At 54.1% G+C, this 25,409-nt stretch carries 20 protein-coding genes; 7 read left to right on the plus strand and 13 right to left on the minus strand.

The features are described from left to right. Positions 1 to 222 precede the first annotated feature (222 nt). The 4 genes from ilvD (at position 223) to LG323_RS07780 (ending at position 4,445) form a co-directional block, all read left to right on the plus strand. Positions 223 to 2,055 (plus strand): dihydroxy-acid dehydratase, encoded by a 1,833-nt coding sequence (ilvD, locus tag LG323_RS07765; protein WP_404414544.1) that lies wholly within the window; start codon positions 223 to 225, stop codon positions 2,053 to 2,055. Continuing rightward, on the plus strand, positions 2,033 to 2,734 hold the full coding sequence (locus LG323_RS07770; RefSeq protein ID WP_404414547.1) for an MliC family protein: 702 nt from the start codon (positions 2,033 to 2,035) through the stop codon (positions 2,732 to 2,734). Before ilvD ends, LG323_RS07770 begins: the two co-directional genes overlap by 23 nt. An 85-nt stretch (positions 2,735 to 2,819) precedes the next feature. After that, entirely contained in the window at positions 2,820 to 3,236 is a 417-nt protein-coding gene (rnk, locus tag LG323_RS07775; protein WP_404414550.1) for a nucleoside diphosphate kinase regulator, read from the plus strand. A 90-nt stretch (positions 3,237 to 3,326) separates the two neighbouring features. Beyond that, positions 3,327 to 4,445 (plus strand): hypothetical protein, encoded by a 1,119-nt coding sequence (locus tag LG323_RS07780; protein ID WP_404414553.1) that lies wholly within the window; start codon positions 3,327 to 3,329, stop codon positions 4,443 to 4,445. Here the strand turns inward: LG323_RS07780 and LG323_RS07785 are convergent, their stop codons facing one another. Beyond that, positions 4,446 to 5,375, minus strand: a complete 930-nt coding sequence (locus LG323_RS07785) for an exopolyphosphatase (RefSeq protein ID WP_404414556.1) — start codon at positions 5,373 to 5,375, stop codon at positions 4,446 to 4,448. A 70-nt stretch (positions 5,376 to 5,445) separates the two neighbouring features. On the opposite strand from LG323_RS07785, the gene pepN reads away from it, so the two are divergent. Continuing rightward, positions 5,446 to 8,109 carry an aminopeptidase N gene (pepN, locus tag LG323_RS07790; protein WP_404414558.1) on the plus strand — a complete coding sequence of 888 codons (2,664 nt, stop codon included), beginning with the start codon at positions 5,446 to 5,448 and terminating at the stop codon, positions 8,107 to 8,109. 235 nt (positions 8,110 to 8,344) lie between these two features. Continuing rightward, positions 8,345 to 9,319: a DcaP family trimeric outer membrane transporter gene (locus tag LG323_RS07795; protein ID WP_404414561.1), complete on the plus strand. Its 975-nt coding sequence runs from the start codon at positions 8,345 to 8,347 to the stop codon at positions 9,317 to 9,319. Positions 9,320 to 9,710: 391 nt separating this feature from the next. Here the strand turns inward: LG323_RS07795 and LG323_RS07800 are convergent, their stop codons facing one another. Next, positions 9,711 to 10,328 (minus strand): YitT family protein, encoded by a 618-nt coding sequence (locus LG323_RS07800; protein ID WP_310695473.1) that lies wholly within the window; start codon positions 10,326 to 10,328, stop codon positions 9,711 to 9,713. Next, the gene (locus LG323_RS07805; RefSeq protein ID WP_404414564.1) at positions 10,328 to 13,186 is read right to left on the minus strand and encodes a valine--tRNA ligase; all 2,859 of its coding nucleotides are present in this window, start codon (positions 13,184 to 13,186) and stop codon (positions 10,328 to 10,330) included. Before LG323_RS07805 ends, LG323_RS07800 begins: the two co-directional genes overlap by 1 nt. A 228-nt stretch (positions 13,187 to 13,414) precedes the next feature. On the opposite strand from LG323_RS07805, the gene LG323_RS07810 reads away from it, so the two are divergent. Then, complete coding sequence (locus LG323_RS07810; protein WP_404414567.1) at positions 13,415 to 13,792, plus strand: hypothetical protein; 378 nt, start codon at positions 13,415 to 13,417, stop codon at positions 13,790 to 13,792. On the opposite strand, the gene LG323_RS07815 is transcribed toward LG323_RS07810, so the two are convergent. The 10 genes from LG323_RS07815 to LG323_RS07860 all read right to left on the minus strand — a co-directional run bounded on the left by LG323_RS07815 (position 13,789) and on the right by LG323_RS07860 (position 25,387). Beyond that, complete coding sequence (locus LG323_RS07815; protein WP_404414570.1) at positions 13,789 to 14,715, minus strand: methyltransferase domain-containing protein; 927 nt, start codon at positions 14,713 to 14,715, stop codon at positions 13,789 to 13,791. The two genes, LG323_RS07810 and LG323_RS07815, sit on opposite strands and share 4 nt — an antisense overlap. A 100-nt stretch (positions 14,716 to 14,815) precedes the next feature. Continuing rightward, complete coding sequence (locus LG323_RS07820; protein ID WP_310695464.1) at positions 14,816 to 16,111, minus strand: adenylosuccinate synthase; 1,296 nt, start codon at positions 16,109 to 16,111, stop codon at positions 14,816 to 14,818. A 33-nt stretch (positions 16,112 to 16,144) separates the two neighbouring features. Next, positions 16,145 to 17,314, minus strand: coding sequence for an ATP phosphoribosyltransferase regulatory subunit (locus LG323_RS07825; protein ID WP_404414573.1), 1,170 nt, complete (start codon positions 17,312 to 17,314; stop codon positions 16,145 to 16,147). A gap of 87 nt (positions 17,315 to 17,401) precedes the next feature. Next, positions 17,402 to 18,277 (minus strand): protease modulator HflC, encoded by an 876-nt coding sequence (gene hflC, locus LG323_RS07830; protein WP_404414577.1) that lies wholly within the window; start codon positions 18,275 to 18,277, stop codon positions 17,402 to 17,404. Then, positions 18,277 to 19,500, minus strand: a complete 1,224-nt coding sequence (gene hflK / locus LG323_RS07835; RefSeq protein ID WP_404414580.1) for an FtsH protease activity modulator HflK — start codon at positions 19,498 to 19,500, stop codon at positions 18,277 to 18,279. Before hflK ends, hflC begins: the two co-directional genes overlap by 1 nt. Before the next feature lie 67 nt (positions 19,501 to 19,567). Next, positions 19,568 to 20,863, minus strand: coding sequence for a ribosome rescue GTPase HflX (gene hflX / locus LG323_RS07840; RefSeq protein WP_404414583.1), 1,296 nt, complete (start codon positions 20,861 to 20,863; stop codon positions 19,568 to 19,570). 34 nt (positions 20,864 to 20,897) lie between these two features. Then, positions 20,898 to 21,137: an RNA chaperone Hfq gene (hfq, locus tag LG323_RS07845; protein WP_114417268.1), complete on the minus strand. Its 240-nt coding sequence runs from the start codon at positions 21,135 to 21,137 to the stop codon at positions 20,898 to 20,900. Positions 21,138 to 21,240: 103 nt separating this feature from the next. Further along, a complete protein-coding gene (gene miaA / locus LG323_RS07850; RefSeq protein ID WP_404420125.1) occupies positions 21,241 to 22,185 on the minus strand; it encodes a tRNA (adenosine(37)-N6)-dimethylallyltransferase MiaA in 945 nt (314 codons plus the stop codon). A gap of 14 nt (positions 22,186 to 22,199) precedes the next feature. Continuing rightward, a complete protein-coding gene (gene mutL, locus LG323_RS07855; protein WP_404414586.1) occupies positions 22,200 to 24,053 on the minus strand; it encodes a DNA mismatch repair endonuclease MutL in 1,854 nt (617 codons plus the stop codon). After that, positions 24,050 to 25,387: an N-acetylmuramoyl-L-alanine amidase gene (locus LG323_RS07860; protein WP_404414589.1), complete on the minus strand. Its 1,338-nt coding sequence runs from the start codon at positions 25,385 to 25,387 to the stop codon at positions 24,050 to 24,052. Before LG323_RS07860 ends, mutL begins: the two co-directional genes overlap by 4 nt. Positions 25,388 to 25,409 lie beyond the last annotated feature (22 nt).

Below are 25,409 nucleotides of genomic sequence, written 5' to 3' on the forward strand. Positions count from 1 at the left end.
TCAAGATAATATCAGTGTAGTTCTAACAGCTCAAGCAGATCAGCTATCAACAACATTTATAAACGAACAGTTACACATATAAAGCTATTACTTATCACATAAAATACACATATTTCTGGCAAGAAGAATCACCAACCTGAATTTTCGGGTTCGCCTGCAATGGCCAGTCGCTGTAGAATAGCCCCCAACCGACTACACTACCCCGTTTTCAGAGGTCTGCCCATGCCCACTTATCGCTCCCGTACCACCACTGCCGGTCGCAACATGGCCGGTGCACGCGCCCTCTGGCGTGCCACCGGGATGAAGGATGATGACTTCCAGAAACCCATCATTGCTGTTGCCAATTCCTTTACCCAGTTTGTTCCCGGCCATGTTCACCTGAAAGACATGGGGCAACTGGTGGCCCGTGAAATTGAAAAAGCTGGCGGTGTGGCCAAGGAATTCAACACCATCGCCGTGGATGATGGCATTGCCATGGGCCATGATGGGATGCTTTATTCCCTGCCCAGCCGTGATTTGATTGCTGATTCCGTGGAGTACATGGTTAATGCCCACTGCGCTGATGCGCTGGTGTGTATTTCCAACTGCGACAAAATCACTCCAGGTATGCTGATGGCGGCGATGCGCCTGAATATTCCGGTGATTTTTGTTTCCGGTGGCCCCATGGAAGCGGGCAAAACCAAGCTGGCCGAGCATGGTCTGGATCTGGTGGATGCCATGGTGATTGCCGCTTCCGATGCCAGTGATGAAACCGTGGCTGAGTATGAACGTTCCGCTTGTCCCACCTGCGGTTCCTGTTCCGGCATGTTCACAGCCAACTCCATGAACTGCCTGACCGAAGCTCTGGGGCTGTCCTTGCCCGGGAATGGTACCACCCTGGCAACTCACTCAGATCGCCGTCGCCTGTTTGAAGAAGCCGGGGAGCGTATTGTCGAGCTGGCCAAACGTCACTATGAGCAGGATGATTATTCCGTACTGCCGCGCTCGATTGCCAATCAGGGTGCTTTCAGCAATGCCATGGCGCTGGATATTGCCATGGGCGGCTCCACCAACACCATTTTGCACCTGCTGGCTTTGGCTCAGGAAGCCGAAGTGGACTTTGATTTAAGCCATATTGATCGCTTGTCCAAACAAATCCCCCAACTCTGTAAAGTGGCCCCCAACACCCAGAAATACCACATTGAAGATGTCCACCGTGCCGGGGGTATTTTCGGTTTATTAGGCGAGCTGGATCGTGCCGGTCTGTTGAACACTCAACTGGCAACGGTGCATAGCTCAACCCTGGCAGAGGCCCTGGAAACCTGGGACATTCTGCGCAAACCCACGCCGGAAATCCTGGAATTCTATCGCGCTGGGCCAGCGGGCATCCCCACTCAGGAAGCCTTCAGCCAGTCCACCCGCTGGAACAACCTGGATTCCGACCGTGAAAATGGCTGTATCCGCAACCTCGAAAACGCTTTTTCCAGTGAAGGCGGCCTGGCCGTACTTTATGGCAACCTGGCCGAAGATGGCTGCGTGGTGAAAACAGCCGGTGTGGCTGATGAATTGCTGGTCTTTCGCGGTAAAGCCCACGTCACCGAATCCCAGGACGAAGCGGTTGCCAATATTCTGGATGGCAAGGTCAAGAAAGGGGATGTAGTGATCGTGCGTTACGAAGGCCCCAAGGGCGGCCCCGGTATGCAGGAAATGCTCTACCCCACCAGCTACATCAAATCCAAAGGTCTGGGCGAAGCCTGCGCCCTGCTAACCGACGGTCGCTTTTCCGGCGGCACTTCCGGTCTGTCCATCGGCCATGCTTCCCCGGAAGCGGCAGCGGGTGGGACCATCGGTCTGGTCCAGGACGGTGATTCCATCCTGATCGATATTCCCAACCGGCGTATTGATGTGGAAATCAGTGACGAAGAGCTGGCCAAGCGCCGTGCTGAGCAGGACAAAAAAGGCTGGAAACCGGCCCAGCCACGTGAGCGTAAAGTATCGGCTGCCTTGAAAGCCTATGCTTTACTGGCCACCTCTGCCGATAAGGGTGCTGTACGTGACCTGTCCATGCTGGATTAAAACCCCACTGATCGGTCTGCTGGCCAGCTTGCTGCTGGCAGGCTGTAGCAATCTGCAACCTGTCCCTGAATTTGAGGATGCACTGCAGGGGCAGGTCTGGATCTGTGACGGCCAGGATGTCATGGAAAGTCGTCAGGCGGGTGAACGACTCTGGCTGCAATTGCCCGAGTCAGACTCCTGGATCGCCATGGAGACCGCTCGCGCTGCTTCAGGAAGCCTTTTTCAGAATCAATCCAGTAACACCAGCTTCTGGAGCAAGGGTAAAAGAGCCAGAGTGCAAACACCCCAGAAAACCTGGATGCAATGCCAACTGGAAAATGAAGGCGATATCACCGAACTGGAGCACCCCCAGATTGCTGGAACGGACAACTCACCGGAGGCCATCACCCTGAAAGCCAGAGGTTCTTACCCTGGCTGGTCACTGGAGGTTCGTCAGAAGGGCAGCGGCACCCTGACCTTCAACTATGGTACGGAAGCCATTGAGTTTACGGACGTCAAGCAAACCCATCAGGATTTGATCACCCGGCGTTACCAGGCCCAGACCCAAGATGATGAGCAGCTTGAATACAAGGTCGACAACATCATGTGTATTGATGTCAACTCAGGCGAACCCTTCCAGCACCGGGTGGAAGTCACCTTCCAGGAGCAGCAATACAAGGGTTGCGGACAAAGTTTTTAACAGCTAGTCTAGTGTTAATTAAAGAACAGACCAACACCCCCGCAGCCCTGGTTGCGGGGGTGTTGTTTTTATTAAAGGAAAAAACATGATTGCCAAACTTCATCTGCTATTGAATGAACTGGATCACGCCCGTCTGGAAAGGCTGGTGGACTCCGCTGAATACAGCAAAATGCCGGTTGCCCAGGCCCTGGCCGAGCGACTCGACAACGCCGATATCGCCGCGCCCGATGAAATCCCTGCTGATCTGGTCAGCATGCACAGCCGGGTTCGCTTCCGGGACATCAAGGCCGACACCCTCTTGGAAAAAGAACTGGTTTATCCCCACAACCTGCAAAAGGAAGCGACCGACCAGCTTTCGGTCATGGCTCCTCTGGGCTCAGCCCTGCTGGGTGCCCGTGTGGGCGAAGAAGTCCACTGGCAACTGCCCAGCGGTAAAGACGCAGCCCTGAAAGTCGAGGAGATTCTTTATCAGCCCGAAGCAGCCGGTGAGCTGTATCGCTGAAAGCCATCCAAAGCAGCATGGAGTTCGCTGTATTTTTGAGTAAACTATCCTCTTTTTTCTGGAAGCAGCTCGAATAAAGGGGATGGTGGCATGGCAAAAAAATACTTTTTTCTACTCGCGGGGGCTTTGTGCCTGGCCTTGCTGACGGGCTGCAAATCAGAACAAGTTATACCCTCCGGGTCTGACAGCCACTCATATTCACAAGCCCCCTGCTGGCTGCATAACCCTTACAACGAAAAAGCCCAGGGTGTGATTGCCATTACCGCAGAATTTGGTTCTGGTGACACCAAATCTTTGAGCCGCCGCCAAGCTGTGGCTTCGCTGGCTGAGGTTTTTGATTTTTCCACACAAGGGCTGGATGAGCTGGATATAGATCAAAGCAGGATAACTCTGGGAGGTCGCACTATTGGCCTGGCCCCCACCTGGACACATCAGAACCAGCACATCAGCTACGCCTACCTGGCGAACCCTGATTCCGACAACTGGGTACTCAACTCCTGTAAACAACCCAGCTGCCAGCCCGAAAGCTGCTCTCCTACCTGGCTGTGTGAAGAGAACTCCGGTGAGTATTTATCCGCCGTAACCGTCAGCCAGTTGTCCGCCACCCAGCGTGAACAATACCGCTACCTGTTTGAAAATGCTCTGGCACAACTGCGCACCACTCATGGTGTTCAGGTGGAAACCAGTCGTGCCCAGTTACATACACGCAGTGGCAGCGCTTTGAGTCTGAGCAGCTACCTGCGTGAGCGCCAGCAATCCTCTTTTGAGTTCAGTGACATGAGTGGAAATGTGCCGCTGGTTCTGACCGACTCCTGCCGTTACGACACCACGATTTATGGCCGACTGATGATCAAGGGGGTTCCCAATCCTGATGCTGGCCTGGCACCGGTCAAAAACAACTGGCACCAGCAACTGGGCAGCCCCGGTGAAGGCATGGCAGTCGGGCATTTTTCCGGAATGCTATCACGCAACCTGATTTCTTTAAGAATTGAACATGCACTGCGTAATGCGCTTCTGCAACTGGCTCGCACCCAAAACGTACAAATCACCAGTGATCAGATCAATATCGATAATATGGAGGGTGGCCACTATTCCATGCAGTTCGTGACCGAAGATGCCCAGATGAATATGCGCGTCCGAGTTCGCGGAGTGCGTTTTACCGGGTCGTCCGCTGACCCGGAAGTTTATGTGCTGGTTGAAGAGATGTAATCAGCCGTCCTGATTGATCTTGGTAATCAATTCCTGAAGCACCTGTTCAGCCTTGTCATTATCCACCTGGCAGGTGCCGGCATTCAGATGACCGCCACCGTTGTATTTCAGGCACAGCTCACCGACATTGGTGTTGGAGGTCTTGTTGAGAATCGATTTGCCAATGGCAAACACCGTATTCTGCTTCTTCAGGCCCCAGAGTACATGGATGGACATATTGCATTTGGGGTAGAGGGCATAGAGAGTAAAGCGGTTGGTGGCGTAGATGGTGTCCTGGTCACGCAGATCCAGAATCACCAGATTGCCGTGCACGGAAGCACACTTTTGGATTTGCTGACGCGCCTTGCTGTCATGCTCAAAGTACAGCTGGGTGCGCTCTTTGACATCCGGCAGTTCCAGAATCTCTTCAATACTGTGGTTACGGCAGTAGTCAATCAACTGCATCATCAACTGGTAATTGGAAATACGAAATTCGCGGAAACGCCCCAGGCCGGTACGCGCATCCATGATGAAGTTCAACAGCACCCAACCTTCCGGGTTCAACACTTCATCTTCAGTGAAGTTGGCTGAATCGCCCTTGTCCACAGCTTCCATCATGTCATCCCAGCGCGATGGAAAAGCCTGATGCCCACCGTAATAATCCCAGACCACTCGTGCTGCTGAAGGCGCATCCGGATCAATGATATGGTTTTCAGCACGCTCTTCGTTGCGCAGGGTTTCGCTCAAATGGTGATCAAAGGCCAGGTAGCAACCCGGTACATAAGGCAGGTTGGTGGTAATGTCACCAGCACCGATCTCAATCTTGCCATCCTGCATGTCCTTGGGGTGCACAAACTGGATATCATCAATCAAATCCAGGTGTTTCAACAGCGCCGCACAGACGAGGCCATCAAAATCACTGCGGGTCACCAAACGGTACTTTTCTGACATGGAATTCTCCTGTTAAGTTACACTGTTTTAAAAATAACACCCTTTTTTTACCTTTTCGAGGCTTATCCGGATGAATCAGGCATTTTCCACCCCCGCCCAACAGTCACCTCAAACCATTCACCTGAAAGACTATCAACCGCCTGCCTTTTTGATTGAACAGGTTGAGCTGGACTTTGTGTTGGAAGCCTCAGCCACCCAGGTGACCAGCCGCTTACACTTGAAGCGCAACCCGGCCTACCCTGATGATAAAGCAGCTCTGACGCTGGATGGTCAGCAGCTCAAACTTCTGGATATCCAGCTCGACGGTCAGCCTTTACCTGCCAGTGACTACACCCTGACTGAAAACCACCTGACCCTGCCCCGGCCGCCTGCTGAATTCATCCTGCAAACAAAGGTGGAAATTGATCCTGAGAACAACACCGCGCTGGAAGGCCTGTACCTGTCCAGCGGCAACTTCTGCACCCAGTGCGAAGCCGAAGGTTTCCGGCGCATCACCTATTATCTGGATCGTCCTGATGTACTGGCCCGCTTTACCACGCGCATCGAAGCCGACAAACAAGCCTTTCCGATTCTTCTTTCCAACGGCAATCCTACAGAAAAGGGTGAGCTGGACAAGGGCAGGCATTATGTCATCTGGGAAGACCCCTTCCCCAAGCCCTGCTACCTCTTTGCGCTGGTCGGCGGTGATCTGCATCCGGTTAAAGACACCTACACCACCGGCAGTGGCAAACCTATTGCCCTGGAAATCTGGGTTGAAAAAGAAAACCTGCACAAGTGCGACCACGCCCTGGAATCCCTGAAAAAAGCCATGCAATGGGATGAAGCAACCTACGGGCGTGAATACGATCTGGATATCTACATGATCGTCGCCGTGAACGACTTCAACATGGGTGCCATGGAAAACAAGGGCCTGAATATCTTCAATTCCGCCTGTGTACTGGCCGACTCCAAAAGCGAAACCGACAACGCCTTTCACCGCGTGGAAAGTGTGGTGGCTCACGAATATTTTCATAACTGGTCGGGTAATCGCGTCACCTGCCGCGACTGGTTCCAACTTTCCCTGAAGGAAGGTTTCACCGTTTTTCGTGACCAGCAGTTCAGCGCCGACCAGCACTCCCCGGCCGTGGAGCGCATTCAACACGTTGGCATGCTGCGCACCGCCCAGTTTGCCGAAGATGCCAGCCCCACGGCTCATCCTGTGCGCCCGGACAGCTATATTGAAATCAACAATTTCTACACCCTGACGGTCTATGAAAAAGGCTCGGAAGTGGTGCGCATGCTCTCCGAACTTCTGGGGCCGGATACCTTCCGCAAGGGCAGTGACCTGTATTTTGAGCGTTTTGATGGTCAGGCCGTGACCGTGGAAGATTTTGTCGATTGCATGGCCGAAGTATCAGGACTGGATCTCAGCCAGTTTATGCGTTGGTACAGCCAGGCCGGCACCCCGGAAGTGGCTGCCAAAGGCCAGTACAACGCCGAACAAAAAACCTACACCCTGACCTTCACCCAGCACACACCGCCCACACCCGGCCAGAAGGAAAAGCAGCCCTTACTGATTCCCATTAAAATGGGGCTGGTCAGCCGTGCCGGTCGCCCTCTGCCGCTGGAAATGAAGGGTGTTTTGTATGGCACTGAAACCGTGCTTCAGCTCACCGAAAACGAACAAAGCTTCACCTTCCACAATCTGGAAAGCGAACCTCTGCCCTCGCTGCTGAGAGGCTTTTCCGCGCCCGTCAAACTGCATTATAACTACAACAAAGACGACCTAGCCTTTTTGCTGCAACAGGACTCAGACGGTTTCAATCGCTGGGATGCTGGGCAGCAACTGGCTCTGAGCGTACTCAAGGGGCTGGTCAGTGCCCAGCAACAGGGGCAGGATCTGGAGCTTGACCCGCTGTTGATCAATACCTGGAAACAACTGCTGGAAGGTGAGCCTGAAGACCCGCTGATGCTGGCCGAATTGTTGCAACTGCCTTCAGAAGCCTACATTGCCGAACAATATGACTGTGTGGATATCGATGCCATTCATATTGCCCGCGACTACGCCCGCAAGACCCTGGCAACCGCGCTCTACCCTGAATTTCTGCGCCTTTACCAGGCATTAAAAAGTGATCAACCCTGGTCAGCCACGGCTGAACAGCTGGCCGCACGCCGCCTGAAAAACACCTGTTTGAGTTTCATGGTGGTCACCGATGCCGCCGAAGCCCTGCAACTGGCTGAACAACAATTCCAGCAGGCAGACAACATGACCGACCAGCAGGCTGCTCTCACCGGCCTGGCGCATGCTGAAAACGCCGAACCCGGAGAAAAAGCCCTCAAGGAGTTTGCCCGCCAGTGGGCGCATGATCCTCTGGTCATGGACACCTGGTTCAGCATCCAGGTCACCCGCCCCCACCCGGACGCCCTGGATCGTGTTAAAACACTGCTGGAACATCCGGCCTTCTCCATGAAAAATCCCAACAAAATTCGCGCCGTACTGGGAGCCTTTGCCGGACAGAACCGTCATAACTTCCACCGCCGCGACGGAGCCGGTTATGAGCTTCTGGCCAATGCCGTGATGGAACTCAACAAAACCAACCCGCAGATCGCCTCACGCCTGGTCCTGCCCCTGACCCGCTTCCAAAAACTGGATGACTACCGCAAAGGCAAAATCAAGGAACAACTGGAGCGTATCCAGCAGGAAAAACTCAGCCCGGATCTTTACGAAGTCATCAGCAAAGCCCTGGCGGGGTGAAAAATAATTCAACAGGCCAGCTTCTACTTTCAACCTGATAAGAAGATATAAATCAAGTTTTTATGCCATACCTCAAAAGAACTATACTTTGGTCTAAACAGCCTGTTAGAAGTCATTGACAAAGCATAATTAACCATGCGAGTCTGCATACAGCGGTCAGGGCAATGCCCTCCGCCCCTTGAACCTGAAACGAAATTGATTTCGATCAAACAACTAATAAGAAGGTAAATACGCTATGAAATTGCGTCATGCTCTCGCGGGCACCGTTGCCCTGCCCCTCGCCCTTGCAATTGCTTCCTCCGCTAATGCTGCGACCATCGTTGATAACGATGACCAAACGCTGAAAATTGGTGGTTTTGTTGCTGCCCAGCACGCTTTCAGTTTGAATGATGCTGAAGCAACAGAAGATGACCACGCAATGAGCCTGGGTACTTCTCGACTGAATATTACCCACACTAAAAAGACTGCTGATGGTGATATCACCATCATGTATGAAAATGACTGGGCTGGTAATAAGTTGGACAAAGATGGTGATCCCGCTGGTGACTACCGCCTTCGTCACGCTGTAATCATGTATGACGGCTGGGTTGCGGGTCAAACTTGGTCTTTCTTTTCCAACCTGAATGGTCTTGGCGAAACCATTGAGCCTAATGGCAACGCTGTCAAATCAGCAGCTACTGCCCGTAATGCAGTTGTAGGCAAAAACATCACCCTGGCTGAAGGCATGTCTGTCGGTGTTTCTTTGGAAGATCGTGGCTTATCTGCCGAAGATATGACTCCTGATATTGCTGCCAACTTCAAAGGCGACTTTGGTGGTATCGGCGTTTTTGCTGCAGTACAATCTTATGCGACCGGCGCTGATCGCGAAATGCGCATGACCGGTAGTGTTGCGATTCCTGCTGGCCCCGCCACTGTAAAAGCTGCCTTTACAAATGATGTTGATGATATGTGGGTTTCTGCAGCTGCACAGTTCAAGGCAACCGATTCAGTACGTGCTAACCTGGTTGTAGAGCAAGCTATGATGGATGGTGATAATGAAGACTATACCGCTATCTGGGCTAATGCCATCTATACTACTCCAGTAGGCATGGAATGGGGTGCTGAAGTCGGCACTGTATCCGCTGATGGTACCAATGCCCCTGCACTGGCAACCGGTGGCAAAGCCGACGGTGACATGACTGTTCGTCTGCAAGCTCGCTACGCTTTCTAAGTTGCTGCTGGCTTAGCCAGCTCGCTTAAACAAGCGTCCAAAACCCCCGCTCTTTGAGTGGGGGTTTTTTATTGCAACCATCGCCCGCGGAGCGGCCTCCTACTCCGGCTTTCAAACTACACCTTCCCAAACTTTCCGGTAAAAGCAGCAAGTAGAGCTGCCACCCCAATTACCTGATTTTCTACAAGGTTACTCCTTCAAGGATTGAGGTGGTAAATGTTGTTCATTCGCGAAGGTCATTTCCTTAAGCCCTCGTCCGCGGAGCGGACTCCCACAAAGGCCATCAGCAGACTCCTACAGCGATAATCACGCACAGAGTGCGCTCCTACAAGAGCTGGCCTGTGGGGAGCACACCTGTGGGAGCTCGCTCCGCGAGCGATACAACAAACCCCTAGCTCACTCCCTGGTACCTTCCGGGTTTGTGGTTGAGGGTCAGGATGAGGTTGAGGGTGGCCGCTCCGGTAATGGAGAGCAGTACCTTGTCGACCGGAAGAACAAATAGAGCGCCCAGAACAATACACAGATCAACACCCATCTGGAATTTGCCGGCACGGATGTTGTAGCGATCCTGCAGGTAGAGAGCGAGGATGTTAACACCGCCCAGACTGGCGCGGTGGCGAAAAAGCATCAGCATGCCCAGCCCCATGCACATCCCACCCAGAAGAGCGGCATAAGCGGGCTGAATCTGCTCCAGGCTGATCCAAAAAGGGGTCAGTTCAGCAAAGAGGGACACCAGACCCACAGCCGCAAAGGTTTTCAGGGTGAACTTCCAGCCCATACGTAAAAAGGCCAGCGCATAGAAAGGCAGGTTAAGGACAAAGAAAACCGGGCCAAAGCCCCATTCGGTCATGTACTTGATCAAGAAAGCCAGACCGGCGGTACTGCCGGTCAAAAGCTCTGCCTGGCTGTAAAAGGTGATACCCAGAGCAACCAAGGGGGTGGCAACAATCAGCGCCAGGCCGTCTTCCAGAAGGCTATGGCGCTGAGCTTGGGTGGCATCAGTTTCTATCACAGTTTTTGCAGCTCTTGCTGCTGTTCTTTCAGTTTTCCACAGGCCGCCTGGGCTTCAGCCAGCTTGGCTTTTTCCTTGTCGACTACTGCAGCCGGTGCCTTGCTGACAAAGCTTTCATTGTTCAGCTTGCCTGCAGTGCGCTGCATGTCTTTTTCCAGGCGCTCTATTTCTTTGTCCAGGCGGGCAATTTCTGCATCCTTGTCAATAAAGCCTGCCAAGGGCAGATGAACTTCCATCTGGCCCACCAGCTGCATGGAACTCATCGGCAAGTCTTCATCACCGGTCAGTTGAATGGATTCCAGTTTCGCCAGTTTCTGCAGGAAAAGCCGGTTTTCCTGGAGGCGACGCTGATCTTCCGGTGAGGTGTTGTGCAAAAGAAGTGGCAGCAGTTTGCCGGGAGCCAGGTTCATTTCTGCACGCAGGTTGCGCACAGCCAGGATGACACCCTTGACCCATTCCAGATCCGCAACGGCCTGTTCATCGATCTTGCTCTTATCAGCCTGGGGCCACTCGGCCAGCATCAGGCTTTCACCCTCCACCCCTGCCAGAGGTTTAACCCGCTGCCAGATTTCTTCAGTGATAAAAGGAATCATCGGGTGACCCAGGCGCAGGATGGCCTCCAAAACGCGCACCAGCGTCCGACGGGTGCCGCGCAGTTCTTCGGCAGAGGCTTCTTCATTCCACAACACCGGCTTGGAAAGCTCCAGATACCAATCGCAGTAGTCATTCCAGACAAACTCATAAAAGGCATGAGCAGCCAGATCAAAACGATAGCTGCTCAGGTGCTTATTCACTGCGGCTTCGGTTTCCTGCAGGCGGGAAATAATCCAGCGATCAGCCAGGGTCAGCTCCACTGGTTCGTTATTGACACCACAATCTTCGCCTTCGGTGTTGCTAAGCACATAGCGTGCGGCATTCCACAGCTTGTTGCAGAAGTTGCGGTAGCCTTCCAGGCGTTTCATATCCCAGTTGATATCGCGGCCGGTGGTCGCCATGGCCAAGAGGGTGAAGCGCAGCGCATCGGTGCCGTGAGCACTGATACCTTCAGGGAAGGCTTTTTTGGTTTGCTTGGCAATTTTTTCGGCCAGCTTGGGCTGCATCAAACCGCTGGTGCGTTTTTCCAGCAGGGTTTCTAGGTCGATACCGTCGATCATATCCAGGGGGTCGAGAACATTGCCCTTGGATTTGGACATCTTCTGGCCATTGTCATCGCGAATCAGGCCGGTGACGTAAACCGTTTTAAAAGGCACCTGGTCGGTGAACTTCAGGGTCAACATAATCATGCGCGCGACCCAGAAGAAGATGATATCAAAGCCGGTGACCAGCACACTGGATGGATGAAACGCTTTGAGTTCTTCGGTTTGCTCGGGCCAGCCCAGGGTACCGAAGGTCCAGAGACCGGAGCTGAACCAGGTGTCCAGTACGTCAGTATCCTGCTCCAGACTAATCTCACTGCCCAGATTGTATTTTTGGCGCACAGCTTCTTCGCTCTGGCCAACATAGATATTGCCGGTTTCATCGTACCAGGCAGGAATTCGGTGGCCCCACCAAAGCTGGCGGGAAATACACCAATCCTGGATATCGCGCATCCAGGCAAAATACATGTTTTCGTACTGCTTGGGCACGAACTGGATGTCGCCTTTTTCCACGGCTGTAATAGCCGGTTCAGCCAGAGGGGCAATTTTCACAAACCACTGGTCGGTCAGCAGAGGCTCAATCACCACGCCGGAACGATCCCCATAGGGTAGGGTGTTGTTGATCTGCTCAACCTGCTCCAGAAGCCCCAGAGCTTCCATTTCCGCCACCAGCGTTTTACGCGCTTCAAAGCGATCCAGGCCACGGAAGATTTCCGGCAGGGTGGGATCAACGACTTCATTGGGTGTGCCATCCAGATTGTAAACTTCAGCCTGATCACGAATGGCGGCATCAATGGTCATGACATTGATCAGCGGCTGGTTATGACGCTTGCCAACCTGATAGTCATTGAAATCATGTGCAGGGGTAATTTTTACGCAGCCGGAACCTTTTTCCATATCGGCATGGTCATCCGCGACCACGGTGATACGACGACCCACCAGCGGCAGGATGACGTCCTTGCCCACGATCGAAGCATAGCGTTCATCCTTGGGGTTAACGGCAACACAGGTATCGCCCAACAGGGTTTCCGGGCGAGTGGTGGCCACCACCAGGTAATCCTTGCCATCGGCGGTTTTCGCCCCATCGGCCAAGGGATAGCGGAAATGCCAGAAACTGCCCTGCTGATCCTTGTTCTCCACTTCCAGATCGGAAATGGCGGTATGCAGTTTCGGGTCCCAGTTGACCAAGCGCTTGCCGCGATAAATCAGGCCTTCATCGTAAAGGCGAATAAAGACTTCCTGCACCGCCTTGTAGAAGCCATCATCCATGGTGAAACGTTCACGATCCCAGTCCACCGAAGCGCCCAGGCGACGCAGCTGGCGGGTAATGGTGCCACCGGAGTGCTCCTTCCATTCCCAGACTTTTTCCAGAAACTTGTCACGTCCCAGATCATGGCGTGTTTTGCCTTCTTCGGCGGCCAGCTTGCGTTCCACCAGCATTTGAGTGGCGATACCGGCGTGATCCGTGCCCACTTGCCAGAGGGTGTTTTTCTGCTGCATGCGCTGCCAGCGGGTCAGGGTATCCATGATCGAATCCTGAAAGGCATGCCCCATGTGCAAGCTGCCGGTGACATTGGGCGGCGGGATCATGATGCTGTAGCCCTCACCCTTGCCGGAAGGTCGGAAATAGCCTTTTTCTTCCCATTCTCTGGCCCAGCGTTTTTCAATTTCAGTGGGTTGGTAGGTCTTGTCGAGTGAAGCTTCTGGCTTGCTGGTCATGGAATTCCCGTTTAAGACTTGGTTCTTGGTCAATAGAGGTAAGAATGGAGATGATTATAGCTTTTTTGGCGGTCTGGATGCACTCTTGCATGGCTTTACACCAAGACTTGAACTAGCACACAGAAAGTGCTTCATTAAATGACTAGGCTGCATCTTTAAAGCTTTCAGGTTAAGCTTGATTTTAGTAAGCTTAACAAAAGGTAATTTTTCGTAACGGAATTCACAGCCATGCAAGATGCCAGTGTTTCACTTTCCCTTCATCCACCTGCATTGATGCGGGGCGCTGTGCGAGTGGAAATTGGTCAGCTGACTGCGGTTATCCTGCAACGGCTCCTGAAAGAAGAGCCGATGGTCGCCCTGCCCAATGAAACCTTGCAAGACTACCTCGACGATCTGGGGTTGGATTTTCCTGATCCCCTGCAGATGCGGGCTCTGATCAAACAGCTAAGGGAAGATATGCGTCTTGTTGGAGTCGACAACCCCGTTCTGCAAGTCGGTGGCGGCCTGATGCTCAATCGTCATGTAAAGGTGGTTTGTGATGAAGACGATGGCCCCGACCTGCTGGATATTATTTATACCGGCCTGATTACCAATCAAAAACACTAGGGAGTTTTTTGGACGTGAAGGAGGACGTACCGCCCCAACCGCCAATAAGGTTCTTGCTGGCAATACTTCTTTTCCAGCTGTAAAAGCCGTTCACCCCGCGCCTCGGGCGGCAACTGCAAACGCAGGTAGTCATTGAAAACCCGTACTCCTGTTTTTCCATGAATGGCAAACCCGGCTTCTTCCAACCAGGAAATCACCTCTTGCGGTTGCAGGGGCGAAATAGGAGTTAAACGACTGCCTTTGCCTTTCCCCTGTAAATTCCCATCCAGAGCACGTTGCCAGTTACCCCTGACCACATTGGTAAATAGCAGGGCATCGGCATTGAAAAACATCAAGGACAACCAGCCCCCTGCTTTAACGCGGGGCAGCAATTCTTCCAGGGTGGCTCGCGGATGATAAAGCCATTCCAGCACAGCATGGCACACCACCAGATCAAAGCTCTGCTGATTGTCCGGCAGCTGTTCTGCAAGTTGTTGGATGCTGGCGGGAAGGGTTTGTACGCCGGAACGCCTGAGCCGTCGGGCGGCATAGTCCAGCATTTCTTCGGCAGGTTCGGCCAGCAACACCTGATGGCCCTTGCGAGCCAGCCAGGCACTGATCTGGCCCAGACCACCCCCGGCATCCAGAACCTCCAGCGGCGCTTCATCCAGAGGCAGTTCTGCCAGCATCCGATCACGCAGGATTTTCAGGCGCAGGCGACCCTTGGGTGTGCCGTAGATATTACGGGCAAACTTTGCGGCCAGGCCCTGAAAGGATTTGTCTTGCTGCCATCCACTCATAATGATCAAGGTGACAAAGTGAGAGCCGAAGCGGGCAGGGTTGAGTTTGTCAGGCTGTCCCACCCAGCCTCGAGCAACAGGTGCCTGTTTTTCAGGACGCGTGAATACATCCCTGTAAGCTCTGGCAGAATTTGTTCCCGACAAATACCTGCACTTCCTACTTCCTTGTAGGTCGGTCACAACCTCCTGTTGTGAACAGCCTGAAAAACAACACCTGTACCCGAAGTTAAAGTGAAGTGGTTAATCAAACCTTAAACGGATCCCGCAGGATGATGGTTTCTTCGCGATCCGGGCCGGTGGAGATGATGTCGATGGGCACGCCCACCTGATCCTGCAGGTAGTTGATATAACGACGGGCATTTTCCGGCAGTTGTTCCAGTGTCTTGGCACCCACGGTGGATTCACTCCAGCCGGGCAGTTCTTCATAAACCGGAGCCACGGCAGCAAAACCTTCGGCGTCCACCGGGCTGTCGATTTCGTTGCCGTCCTTGTCTTTATAGCTGGTGCAGACTTTCAGTACATCCAGGCCATCGAGAACATCCAGTTTGGTCAGACAAACACCCGTGACCGAGTTGATTTGCACAGCGTAGCGCAGGGCCACAGCATCAAACCAGCCACAACGACGGGCACGGCCTGTAGTGGTGCCGAATTCATGACCTTTGGCCGCCAGGTGTTCGCCATCGGAATCAAACAATTCGGTGGGCATGGGGCCAGAGCCAACACGGGTGGTGTAGGCTTTGGTGATGCCCAGAATGTAATCCAGGTAAAGAGGCCCAAAGCCGGAGCCAGTTGCCGTTCCGCCAGCAGTGGTGTTGGAGCTGGTGACAAAAGGGTAGGTGCCGTGGTCGATATCCAGCAGTGAACCCTGGGCCCCTTCAAACATGATGTTGGCGCCTTCTTTACGCAGCTTGTGCAGATAGGCGGTGGTATCGGTAATCATGGGGCGCAGTTCGTCAGCATAGGCCAGGCACTGATCCAGAACCTGCTGGAAGTCGACCGGCTCTTCCTTGAAATAATGCTGCAGAACGAAGTTGTGGTAATTGAGGACTTCGCCCAGTTTGGCAGCAAAACGTTCACGATGCAGCAGGTCACCCAGGCGCAGGCCACGGCGGGCGACCTTGTCTTCATAAGCTGGGCCGATGCCACGACCGGTGGTGCCGATTTTGGCTTCACCGCGGGCTTTTTCACGGGCATTGTCCAGGCGAACATGGTAGTTGAGAATCAAGGGACAGGCAGCAGAGAGCTTAAGACGCTCACGTACTGGAACGCCCTTTTCTTCCAGCATCTGGATTTCCTTGATGAGGGCATCAGGAGCCAGCACAACACCATTGCCGATAACACAGGTGACCTTTTCCCGCAGAATGCCGGAAGGAATCAGGTGCAGGGCCGTTTTTTCGCCCTTGACGACCAGGGTGTGTCCAGCGTTGTGGCCCCCCTGAAAACGCACCACAGCCTGGGCTTCTTCAGTCAGAAGATCAACGACCTTGCCTTTACCTTCATCACCCCATTGGGTACCCAGAACAACGACATTATTACCCATGTTCAGCTCTCTATCACTTGGTTGAATTTTTTCTTAGCCAGCAGCAACCTGCCAACGGCCCTGTTGATACTCAATATGTCCGCTGGCACCCGCAGGCCCATCAGCGCCCTGAAGGTCAAAAACGACCCGTTTGCCTTCTGCCCTGAGTTGCTTCAACAGCTCTCGCCCCTGAGGGTCACGCTGGCAAGCAGCAGGAGCAACCAGCAGTGTCGCTTGTGGGCCAGGCTGGGCCAGGGCGGCCAGTATTTTCAGATCGGTTGAAAAACCCGTTGCAGGACGGGCACGCCCGAATACACCGCCAATTTCATCATAGCGTCCACCCTTGGCCAGGGCCTGGCCGAACTGAGGCACATAGGCCGCAAAAACCAGCCCTGTGTGGTAGTGGTAGCCTCGTAGTTCGGACAAATCCAGGTAAAGATTGACCTCTGGATACAGCTCCTGCATGGCCGTAGCCAATTCACGCAGCTCGGCCAAAGCTTCGGCAACGGCCTGGGGTGCATTCGCCAACTGTTGTTCGGCCAGGTCGAGCACTTCCACGTCACCATTCAGGTGAGCCAGTTTTTTCAAAAGCTCAACCGCTGGTGAGTTTGCACCGGACAGGAGTTGATCCAGTTCTCCCAGGCGCTTGTGTTGCAGCAGGTCAAACAGGTCTTCTTCCAGTTCTGGCGTCAGGTTGGCTTCCGCCAGCAGGGCACGATAAATGCCCACATGCCCCAGATCCAGACAGAGGTTCTGGGCTCCGGCCATCAGCAGACTGTCCGTCATCAGACAGAGAATTTCCAGATCACTGTCACTGCCAGCATGACCAAAAAGCTCGGCACCCAACTGAATCGGCGAACGTGAGCCCAGCAGGTTATCCGGTCGGGTGCGCACCACTTCCGTGGAGTAGCAAAAGCGGGCCACACCTTCTGCACGCATGGAATGAGCATCCATACGGGCCACCTGAGGAGTGACATCGGCACTCACACCCATCATGCGCCCGCTGAGCTGATCGGTCACCTTGAAGGTTTGCAGCTCCAGATCATGCCCTGCCCCGGTCAACAGAGACTCCAGGAACTCCACCTTGGGTGGCAGCACCAGCTCATAACCCCAGGCATGAAAATGGTCCAGCAGCTGACGCCGCAAGCTCTCGATTTGTCGTGCTTGCGGGGGAAGGACTTCATCCATTCCATCCGGCAATAGCCAGTGATCAGCAAAGCTCATCTGAATCTCCAACGGCAATTTTAGCTGTATTTCTAACGCAAAAAAACCGAGGGCAAGACCCTCGGCTTGATTTTACCGAATCGTTTTTCAACGACGTCCTTCAGAGGTTTCCATATAGCGGAAGAATTCACTCTTGGGACTGACAACCATGATGTCATCTTTGTTGCTGAAGGCTTCACGGTAGGCTTCCATACTGCGCAGGAAGCTGTAGAACTGACTGTCCTGATCGTAGGCTTCAGAGTAGATGCCGGTTGCCATGGCATCCCCTTCACCGCGCAGAATATCGGCTTCTTTCTGGGCATTGGCCAGAATCACCTGGCGGCTACGGTCAGCCGCAGCACGAATCCGTTCGGCCTGTTCTTTACCTTCAGCTCGGTATTCCCGGGCTTCACGCTGGCGTTCAGTGCGCATCCGTTCATAAACCGAATTGGAAACCTCGGTGGGCAGGTCAATCTGCTTGACGCGGATATCCAGAATGGACACCCCCATTTCATCCACCAGGGCCATATTCAGTTCATCAATGGGGCGAGTCATGAGTTCATCACGCTGCTCACTGACAATCTCAGCCAGGGTACGACGACCAAACTCATTCCTCAGGCTTTCATCCACCCGAGGAGCAATCAGTCTTTCTGCCGCCATTTCCGAACCGGCTGTGGATTCATAGTAGCGAGTGACATCAACAATGCGCCACTTCAAAAAAGAATCCACGATCACACCCTTGCGATCACCCGTCAGGTAACGTGATGACTGGGCATCCAGAGTCTGTACCCGGGTATCAAACAAACGCACCGTGTTGTAAACCGGAATTTTCCAGTGCAAGCCGGGTTGAATGTCAGTTTCCACGACTTCGCCGAACTGCAGGCGGATGGCGCGCTCGGTTTCATTCACCACATAGAGACTGCTGCTGGCCAAGAGAGCAACACCTGCGAGTACGCCCAGTGCTACAAAAGAACGTGCGTGCATTAGCGACCCTCCCGACGAATACCGTTGCTGTTATTGCTTTCACGCTGGCGAAGTCGTTCGATGACACTGTCCGTCAGCTGATCCAGCTCATAGTCTTCAATGTCACTGGAACCGCTGTTGCCTGAAGAACTTCCCGAACGACTGGTTGCAGCTCCCCCGCCCAAACGATCCAGAGGCAGGTACATCATGTTATTGCTGCCTTCTTCAGTATCCACCAATACTTTGCTGGAGTTGGAAAGCATGCTTTGCATGGCATCAATGTAGAGGCGCTCACGCGTTACTTCCGGCGCACCCTGATACTCGGTCAGTAGAGCCAGGAAGCGGTTGCTTTCACCTTCAGCCTTGGCCACGACAGCTTCACGATAGCCCTGGGCTTCTTCGCGAATACGGGCCGCACGACCTTCAGCATCGGGAATCACCGAGTTTTCATAGGAGCGGGCCTGGTTGATGGTGCGTTCACGATCTTCACGGGCGCGGATTACATCATCAAAAGCCGACTGAACTTCATCCGGTGCCGAGGTGTTCTCGATATTGACGGTTTGCAGACGCAGACCCACGCCGTAGGTGTTCAGGTAACGCTGCAGACGGTCGTAGACACCCTGGGCCAGAATTTCACGGCCTTCGGTCAGGATGGCGATCAGGTTGGTGGTGCCCACTTCATGACGCAAAGAGGAATCCAGAGCAAATTCCAGACTGCGCTCCGGTGCACGAACGTTGATCAGGTAATCCTTGGGGTTTTGCACCACGTACTGAGCGGAGATTTCCACCTTGACGATATTCTCGTCCTTGGTCAGCATGCTGGTAGTTTGGCTCAGGGAGCGAATTCGGGTGACATTAACCTTGGTGACCTGGTCAAGAATCGGTGGATTCCAGTGCAGACCCGGAGTTACCGTCTCATGGTATTTGCCCAGGCGCAGAACCACACCACGCTCGGACTGATCCACCAGGTAAAAACCGCTGGCAAACCAGATGGCCAATACCAGCACACCGATCAGCGCAGTCAGGCCAAAGCCGGCAAATTTGCCGGGGGGCTTGCCGGAACCACCGCCTTTGCCCTTTTTACCACCAAACAGGCCATTGAATTTGTCCTGCATTTTTTTCAGGGCTTCTTCCAAATCAGGTGGGCCTTGATCCTTGCCGGGGCCGCCGTTGCCATCAGGCTTGCGGCCACCACCACTCCAGGGATCGTGTTGATTGCCACCACCGGGCTCATTCCACGCCATAGTTTTCTATCTCCACTTAAGGAAAGTGTTTGAATTTGCGCAATCCTACCTGAAAAATGCGATCAGGTCATGGTTTTGTCGACCAGTTCAACTCGCTTGCCTGCATATCCAAAGCAGCCAGCAACTGGTGAAAATCTTTTTGCGGTAATTTTATCTGCAACTTGCAATTGCCTGCCTCATCAAAGGTTTCACCCAGCACTCCGCCCTGATCAAACAGCTTGGCACGCAGTCTGTTTTCCTGGGGGGTCAGGCAAAGCTCACCTTCGACCAGCGTGGGCACCAACAGTTCGTTAATGGCCTGCAATAAAAGCTCGATGCCTTCGCCGGTTTGGGCGGAAACCCAGACCCTTTCCGGCAAACCGTCATCGTTGCGATCGATTCTGGGCGACTGCTCCAGCAGGTCGATCTTGTTGAAAACCAACAGGGCGGGTACATCGCTGGCATGAATTTCTTCCAGCACTTCCTGAACCTGAAACTGGTTGTCTTCTCTTTCCTGGCTGGCGGCATCAACCACGTGCAGCAGCAGAGTCGCTTCCGAGGCTTCCTGCAGGGTGGCCTGAAAAGCTTCCACCAACTTGTGCGGCAGGTGGCGAATAAAACCCACGGTGTCTGCCAGAATAACCGGGCCAACATCACCCACTTCTATTCTGCGCAGGGTCGGATCAAGAGTGGCAAACAACTGATCCGCTGCATAAACCCCGGACTGGGTGATGCGGTTGAACAGAGTCGACTTGCCCGCATTGGTGTAACCCACCAGGGAGACAGCCGGTATCTCAGCCTGCACCCTGGCCCGGCGGCTGTTGGCCCTTTGCACACGAACCTTTTTCAGGCGCCGGTTGATGGCACTGATTCGGGTACGCAGCAGGCGGCGGTCGGTTTCCAACTGGGTTTCACCCGGCCCGCGTAGACCAATCCCGCCTTTTTGTCTTTCCAGGTGAGTCCAGCCGCGCACCAGACGGGTGCTCATGAATTCCAGTTGCGCCAATTCAACCTGCAACTTGCCTTCGTAGGTGCGTGCCCGCTGAGCAAAGATATCCAGAATCAGTCCGGTGCGATCCAAAACGCGACACTGCAACTCCTGCTCCAGATTGCGCTCCTGGGAAGGTTTGAGACTGTGGTTGAAAAGAACCAGGTCGGCTTGATGCTCTTTAACGGCGCGCTGTACTTCTTCAAGCTTGCCCTGGCCAATAAAGAAACGGGGTGAAGGTTGTGAGCGACTGCCCTGGATCAGGGCAACCGCTTCACCACCCGCCGAACGCACCAACTCCTGAAATTCCTGCGAGTCCTCACGGTCGGCTTCTTCCTGCATGTCCAAGTGGACAAGGACGGCACGGTCGCCGCCCTTTTCACGTTCAAAAAACAATCAGTAACTCCCAGCTTTATGGATCAGGCAAAGCTCAGGATTCATCTTCTTCGTCTTGAGCTGGCAAACGTACGCTACGGGTAGGCACGACAGTGGAAATGGCATGTTTGTAAACCATCTGGCTGACGGTATTGCGCAGCAGAATGACAAACTGGTCAAAAGATTCAATCTGGCCCTGGAGTTTGATGCCATTGACCAGAAAAATTGATACAGGAATCCGCTCTTTACGCAGCAGATTCAGATAAGGATCTTGCAATGTTTGCCCTTTGGACATGACTGAGTCTCCCTTTGACATTAGAATTTTATGGTGGTGTTGATTTTTTTGGTAAACAGCCCTGATTATAACCAGCTTAGACGACTTCTGCCTGACATTTATATTACTTGATGCAAAAACCTGTCGCCAGATTGAGCACCCGTGAGGGCAAATCTTCAGCCTCAGCGGCCAACCAATGCAGTTCCGGCCAGGATCGCATCCAGGTCAGCTGGCGTTTGGCCAACTGGCGCGTTGCCGCCACCCCTTTTTCGAACATTTCTGTACAGTTAAGTTCACCTTCCAGATACTGCCACACCTGCCGATAGCCGACTGAGCGCATGGAAGGCAGGCCCGCGTGCAGGTCTTCACGCTGCTTGAGTTGCGCGACCTCTTCAATAAAACCTTCTTCAAGCATCTTAACAAATCTCTGCTCAATACGCTCATGCAGCAGCTTGCGGTCTTTCGGTGCCAGCCCCAGTTGCAGGGCTCGCCAGGGAAAAGGCTGTTTTTCGGCAGCCTGTTCCTGCCACAACTGGGTGCGTGTTTTTCCGGTCAGCTCCCACAGTTCCAGAGCCCGCAGGGTTCGCTGAGGATCGGTTGGCGCAATACGCTTGGCGGATTCAGGATCAATCGCAGCCAGACGCTGATGCAAAACCGGACAACCCTGATCCTGCAACTCTTGTTCGAGCTTCCGGCGCAGCAAAGGGTCTGCCGCTGGCAGGTTGGAATCCCCGGCCAGAAGGCGCTGAAAATACAGGGAGGTGCCGCCCACCAACAGAGGAATCCTGCCTGCCTCAGTGATTTCCTGCATGGCTTGCAGAGCATCGCGACGAAAATCACCGGCTGAGTAGGTATCCACAGGGTCACGAATATCAATCAGGCGGTGTGGCGCTTTAGCCAGGGTGGCGGCATCCGGCTTGGCCGTGCCGATATCCATGCCGCGATACACCAGAGCCGAATCAACACTGATGATTTCACACGGCAACTCTTCCACCAGGCTTACGGCCAGGTCGGTTTTTCCCGAAGCAGTGGGACCCAGCAGAAAAATGGCGGGAGGCCGCTGATCCATAACATCCGACACGACTAACGACCCCTTAAAAACATCTTGTCCAGATCCTGCATGGACAGCTGAAACCAGGTGGGACGACCATGATTGCACTGATCACTGCGCTCGGTGGATTCCATGTCACGCAGCAGGGCATTCATTTCCGGCAGGTTCAATTGCCTGCCCGCCCGCACCGAGCCGTGGCAGGCAATACTGGCCAGGACTTCATGGATGGACGCTTCCAGGCTGCGGCTACTGCCGAAGCGTTGCAGCTCCTGCAGCAGAGTCAGCACCAGATCAGTGGTGCGGGCGCCCTGCAAGAGCACCGGCACAGAACGCAAAACCACTTCCTGTGGCCCCAGAGCTTCCAGTTGAATGCCCAAATCTGACAGCAGAGCTTCCTGCTGACCGGCCAATTCCACCAGATCTTCATCCAGACTGAGGGTTTCCGGCACCAGCAGAGGCTGTGAGGTCAGAGGCCGCTTCACCCAGTCCTGTTTGAGACGCTCGTAGGTGATGCGCTCATGGGCCGCATGCATATCCACCACCACCAGACCCTGAGCATTCTGGGCCAGAATATAAATTCCCTGCAACTGTGCCAGAGCATAACCCAGAGGTGGAACCTCACTGGTTGCCTGGGTTGTTGAAAAAGCTGGAGTTGCCTCCATCGGGGGTCTGTCAGGATCAGCCGCCAGTTGTTCATAAAAAGCCAGACTTTCGGCAATGCGTGAAGCATCCGGTCTGGGGGGTCGGCTCGATTGTTGCTGCCAGTTTAAAGAGCTTTGCTCGACCGGAGAGGTTTCCGGCAGGGGAGCGGGTTGTTCACGCAGCGGTTCAGTATTCGCGGGTTGCTGTTTTTCAGCCCCCAGCAGCGCACTGCCCAGACGCTTGTGCAGGGAGGAAAAAATGAAGTCATGCACCCAGCGTCCATCACGAAAGCGCACTTCATGCTTGGTCGGGTGAACATTGACGTCCACAATCGTTGGGTCAACATCCAGCCAAAGCACAAAAACCGGATGACGCCCCGAATAGAGCACATCCTGATAGGCCTGGCGGATGGCATGCGCCACCAGGCGATCCCGCACCACGCGACCATTGACGAAAAAATACTGACGATCGGCCTGGGCTCGGGCATAAACCGGCAACCCCACCCAGCCACGCAGACTAATGCCACTGGCCACGGCTTCCACTTGCAATGACTGTTCGAGAAAATCCTTGCCCAGCAGTTGACCGATTCGCCGCGTGAGTTGCTGCTGGTCTTCAGGATCAGTCACGGGCTGCAGTTGATGCAACTGCTTGCCCTGATGCTTGAGGGTAAAGGCCACATCCTGACGCGACAGGGCCAGACGCCGGAACACTTCTTCCAGATGGGAAAATTCCGTGCGCTCGGTGCGCAGGAACTTGCGCCTTGCCGGGGTATTGAAGAAAAGATCCCTGACCACCAGGCTGGTGCCTTGCGGGTGGGGAGCGGGTGTCACTTGGGGCTGCATGTCCCGCCCCTCGGCTATCACGCGCCAGCCTTTACCCGAAGCATTGGTGCTAGTGATCAATTCCAGACGCGAAACCGAGCTGATGGAAGCCAGGGCCTCACCGCGAAACCCCAGGCTGGCCACCCCTTCCAGATCATCCAGAGTGGCAATTTTACTGGTCGCATGCCGGGCCAGCGCCAGTGGCAGGTCGTCTTCGGTGATTCCGCGGCCATTGTCCCGGACTCTCAGCAGCTTGACGCCCCCGGCTTCGACTTCCACATCAATTTGTCCGGCTCCGGCATCCAGGGCGTTTTCCAGCAGCTCTTTCAGCACGGATGCAGGCCGCTCAACCACTTCCCCGGCTGCAATCTGGTTGGCCAGACGCGGTGTCAAGACTTGTATTCTTTGCCCCGCTTCCGTCATGAAGAAGGTATCCGCAAGGTCTGGCCAACACGGATGGTGTCGCCATTAAGGTTGTTCATTTCGCGCAGCTCGCTGATATCCACACCCTCGCGCCTGGCAATTTCAGACAAGGTATCCCCATTGCGAATGGTATAACGACCGGGCACCCCGCTCTGATTACCAGCTAGTATCGAGTTATGCGGCGGGTTTTCACGGAAGTACTCTTTCACAGCTTCGGCCACCTGAGTGCCCATTTGACGCTGATAACGCTTGTCACGCAAACGCCTTTCTTCCTTGGGATTGGAAATAAACCCGGCTTCAATCAACATGGAAGGAAGATCGGGCGATTTCAGAACCACAAAACCTGCCTGCTCAACATTGCGGCGGTGAAGACGGTTGACCTGACCCATATTGGTCAGCACCCGCGATCCAGCTTTCATGCTTTCGGAAAGAGTCGCCGTCATGGACAAGTCCACCAGCACACCGGCCAGGGTTTCATCCTTGTCCCCCAGAGTCAGCACGCCCTCAACGCCTCCAATCAGGTCGGCACGGTTCTCGCTGTCCGCCAGCCAACGCGCCGATTCAGAACTGGCGCCGCGCTGGGAAAGTACATAAACCGAAGACCCACGTGGCTGGGGCAAACGATAGGCATCCGCGTGAATGGATAAAAACAAATCCGCGCGAGCTTTGCGGGCCAGTTCCACTCTTTGCCGCAAGCCAATGTAATAATCACCGGTTCGCGTCAGAACCGCTTCAAAGGCCGGGTCCTGGTCGATGATTTCCGCCAGTTGCCGGGAGATCCCCCAGACCACATCTTTTTCCAGGGTGCCTGAAGGGCCGATGGCCCCCGGATCTTCACCGCCATGCCCAGGGTCGATGGCAATAATGATTTGGCGTTGATCCTTGGGCAGGGTTTCCCGTCGGGGAGCCTGCTGAACCCGCGACTGCTCGGGCATCACCAGATCAACCACCAGACGGTCTCCATACTGTTCATTGGGCCGGAGCAGAAAGCTGCGTGGCTGAATTTCACGATCCAGATCCAGAACAACACGCAGATCACTGCCATTACGCACGGCATGACGAATTCGCCGGACGGGTGTTTTGTCCAGACTGGCTTCACTGAGCTCAGCCGACAGACGCACATTACTGATATCGATCACCAGGCGATCCGGGTTTTCCAGCATGAACACCCGATGCTGGGTGGGGCCGCTGAGATCAAAAACCAGGCGGGTATGATCCGGTGCCGGCCAGACACGCAAACCATCAATACGCGAAGAGGCCAGCACCTGTGAGCAGGCCAGCCATAATGTCAGCAACAAGAAGAAACTAAGCCGGAAAGAAATCGGTTTGCTCATGCCATGAAAACCAGTGTTGCCT

Origin of the sequence: Marinospirillum sp. (genome assembly GCF_044810985.1) — a bacterium.
GTDB lineage: Bacteria > Pseudomonadota > Gammaproteobacteria > Pseudomonadales > Halomonadaceae > Marinospirillum.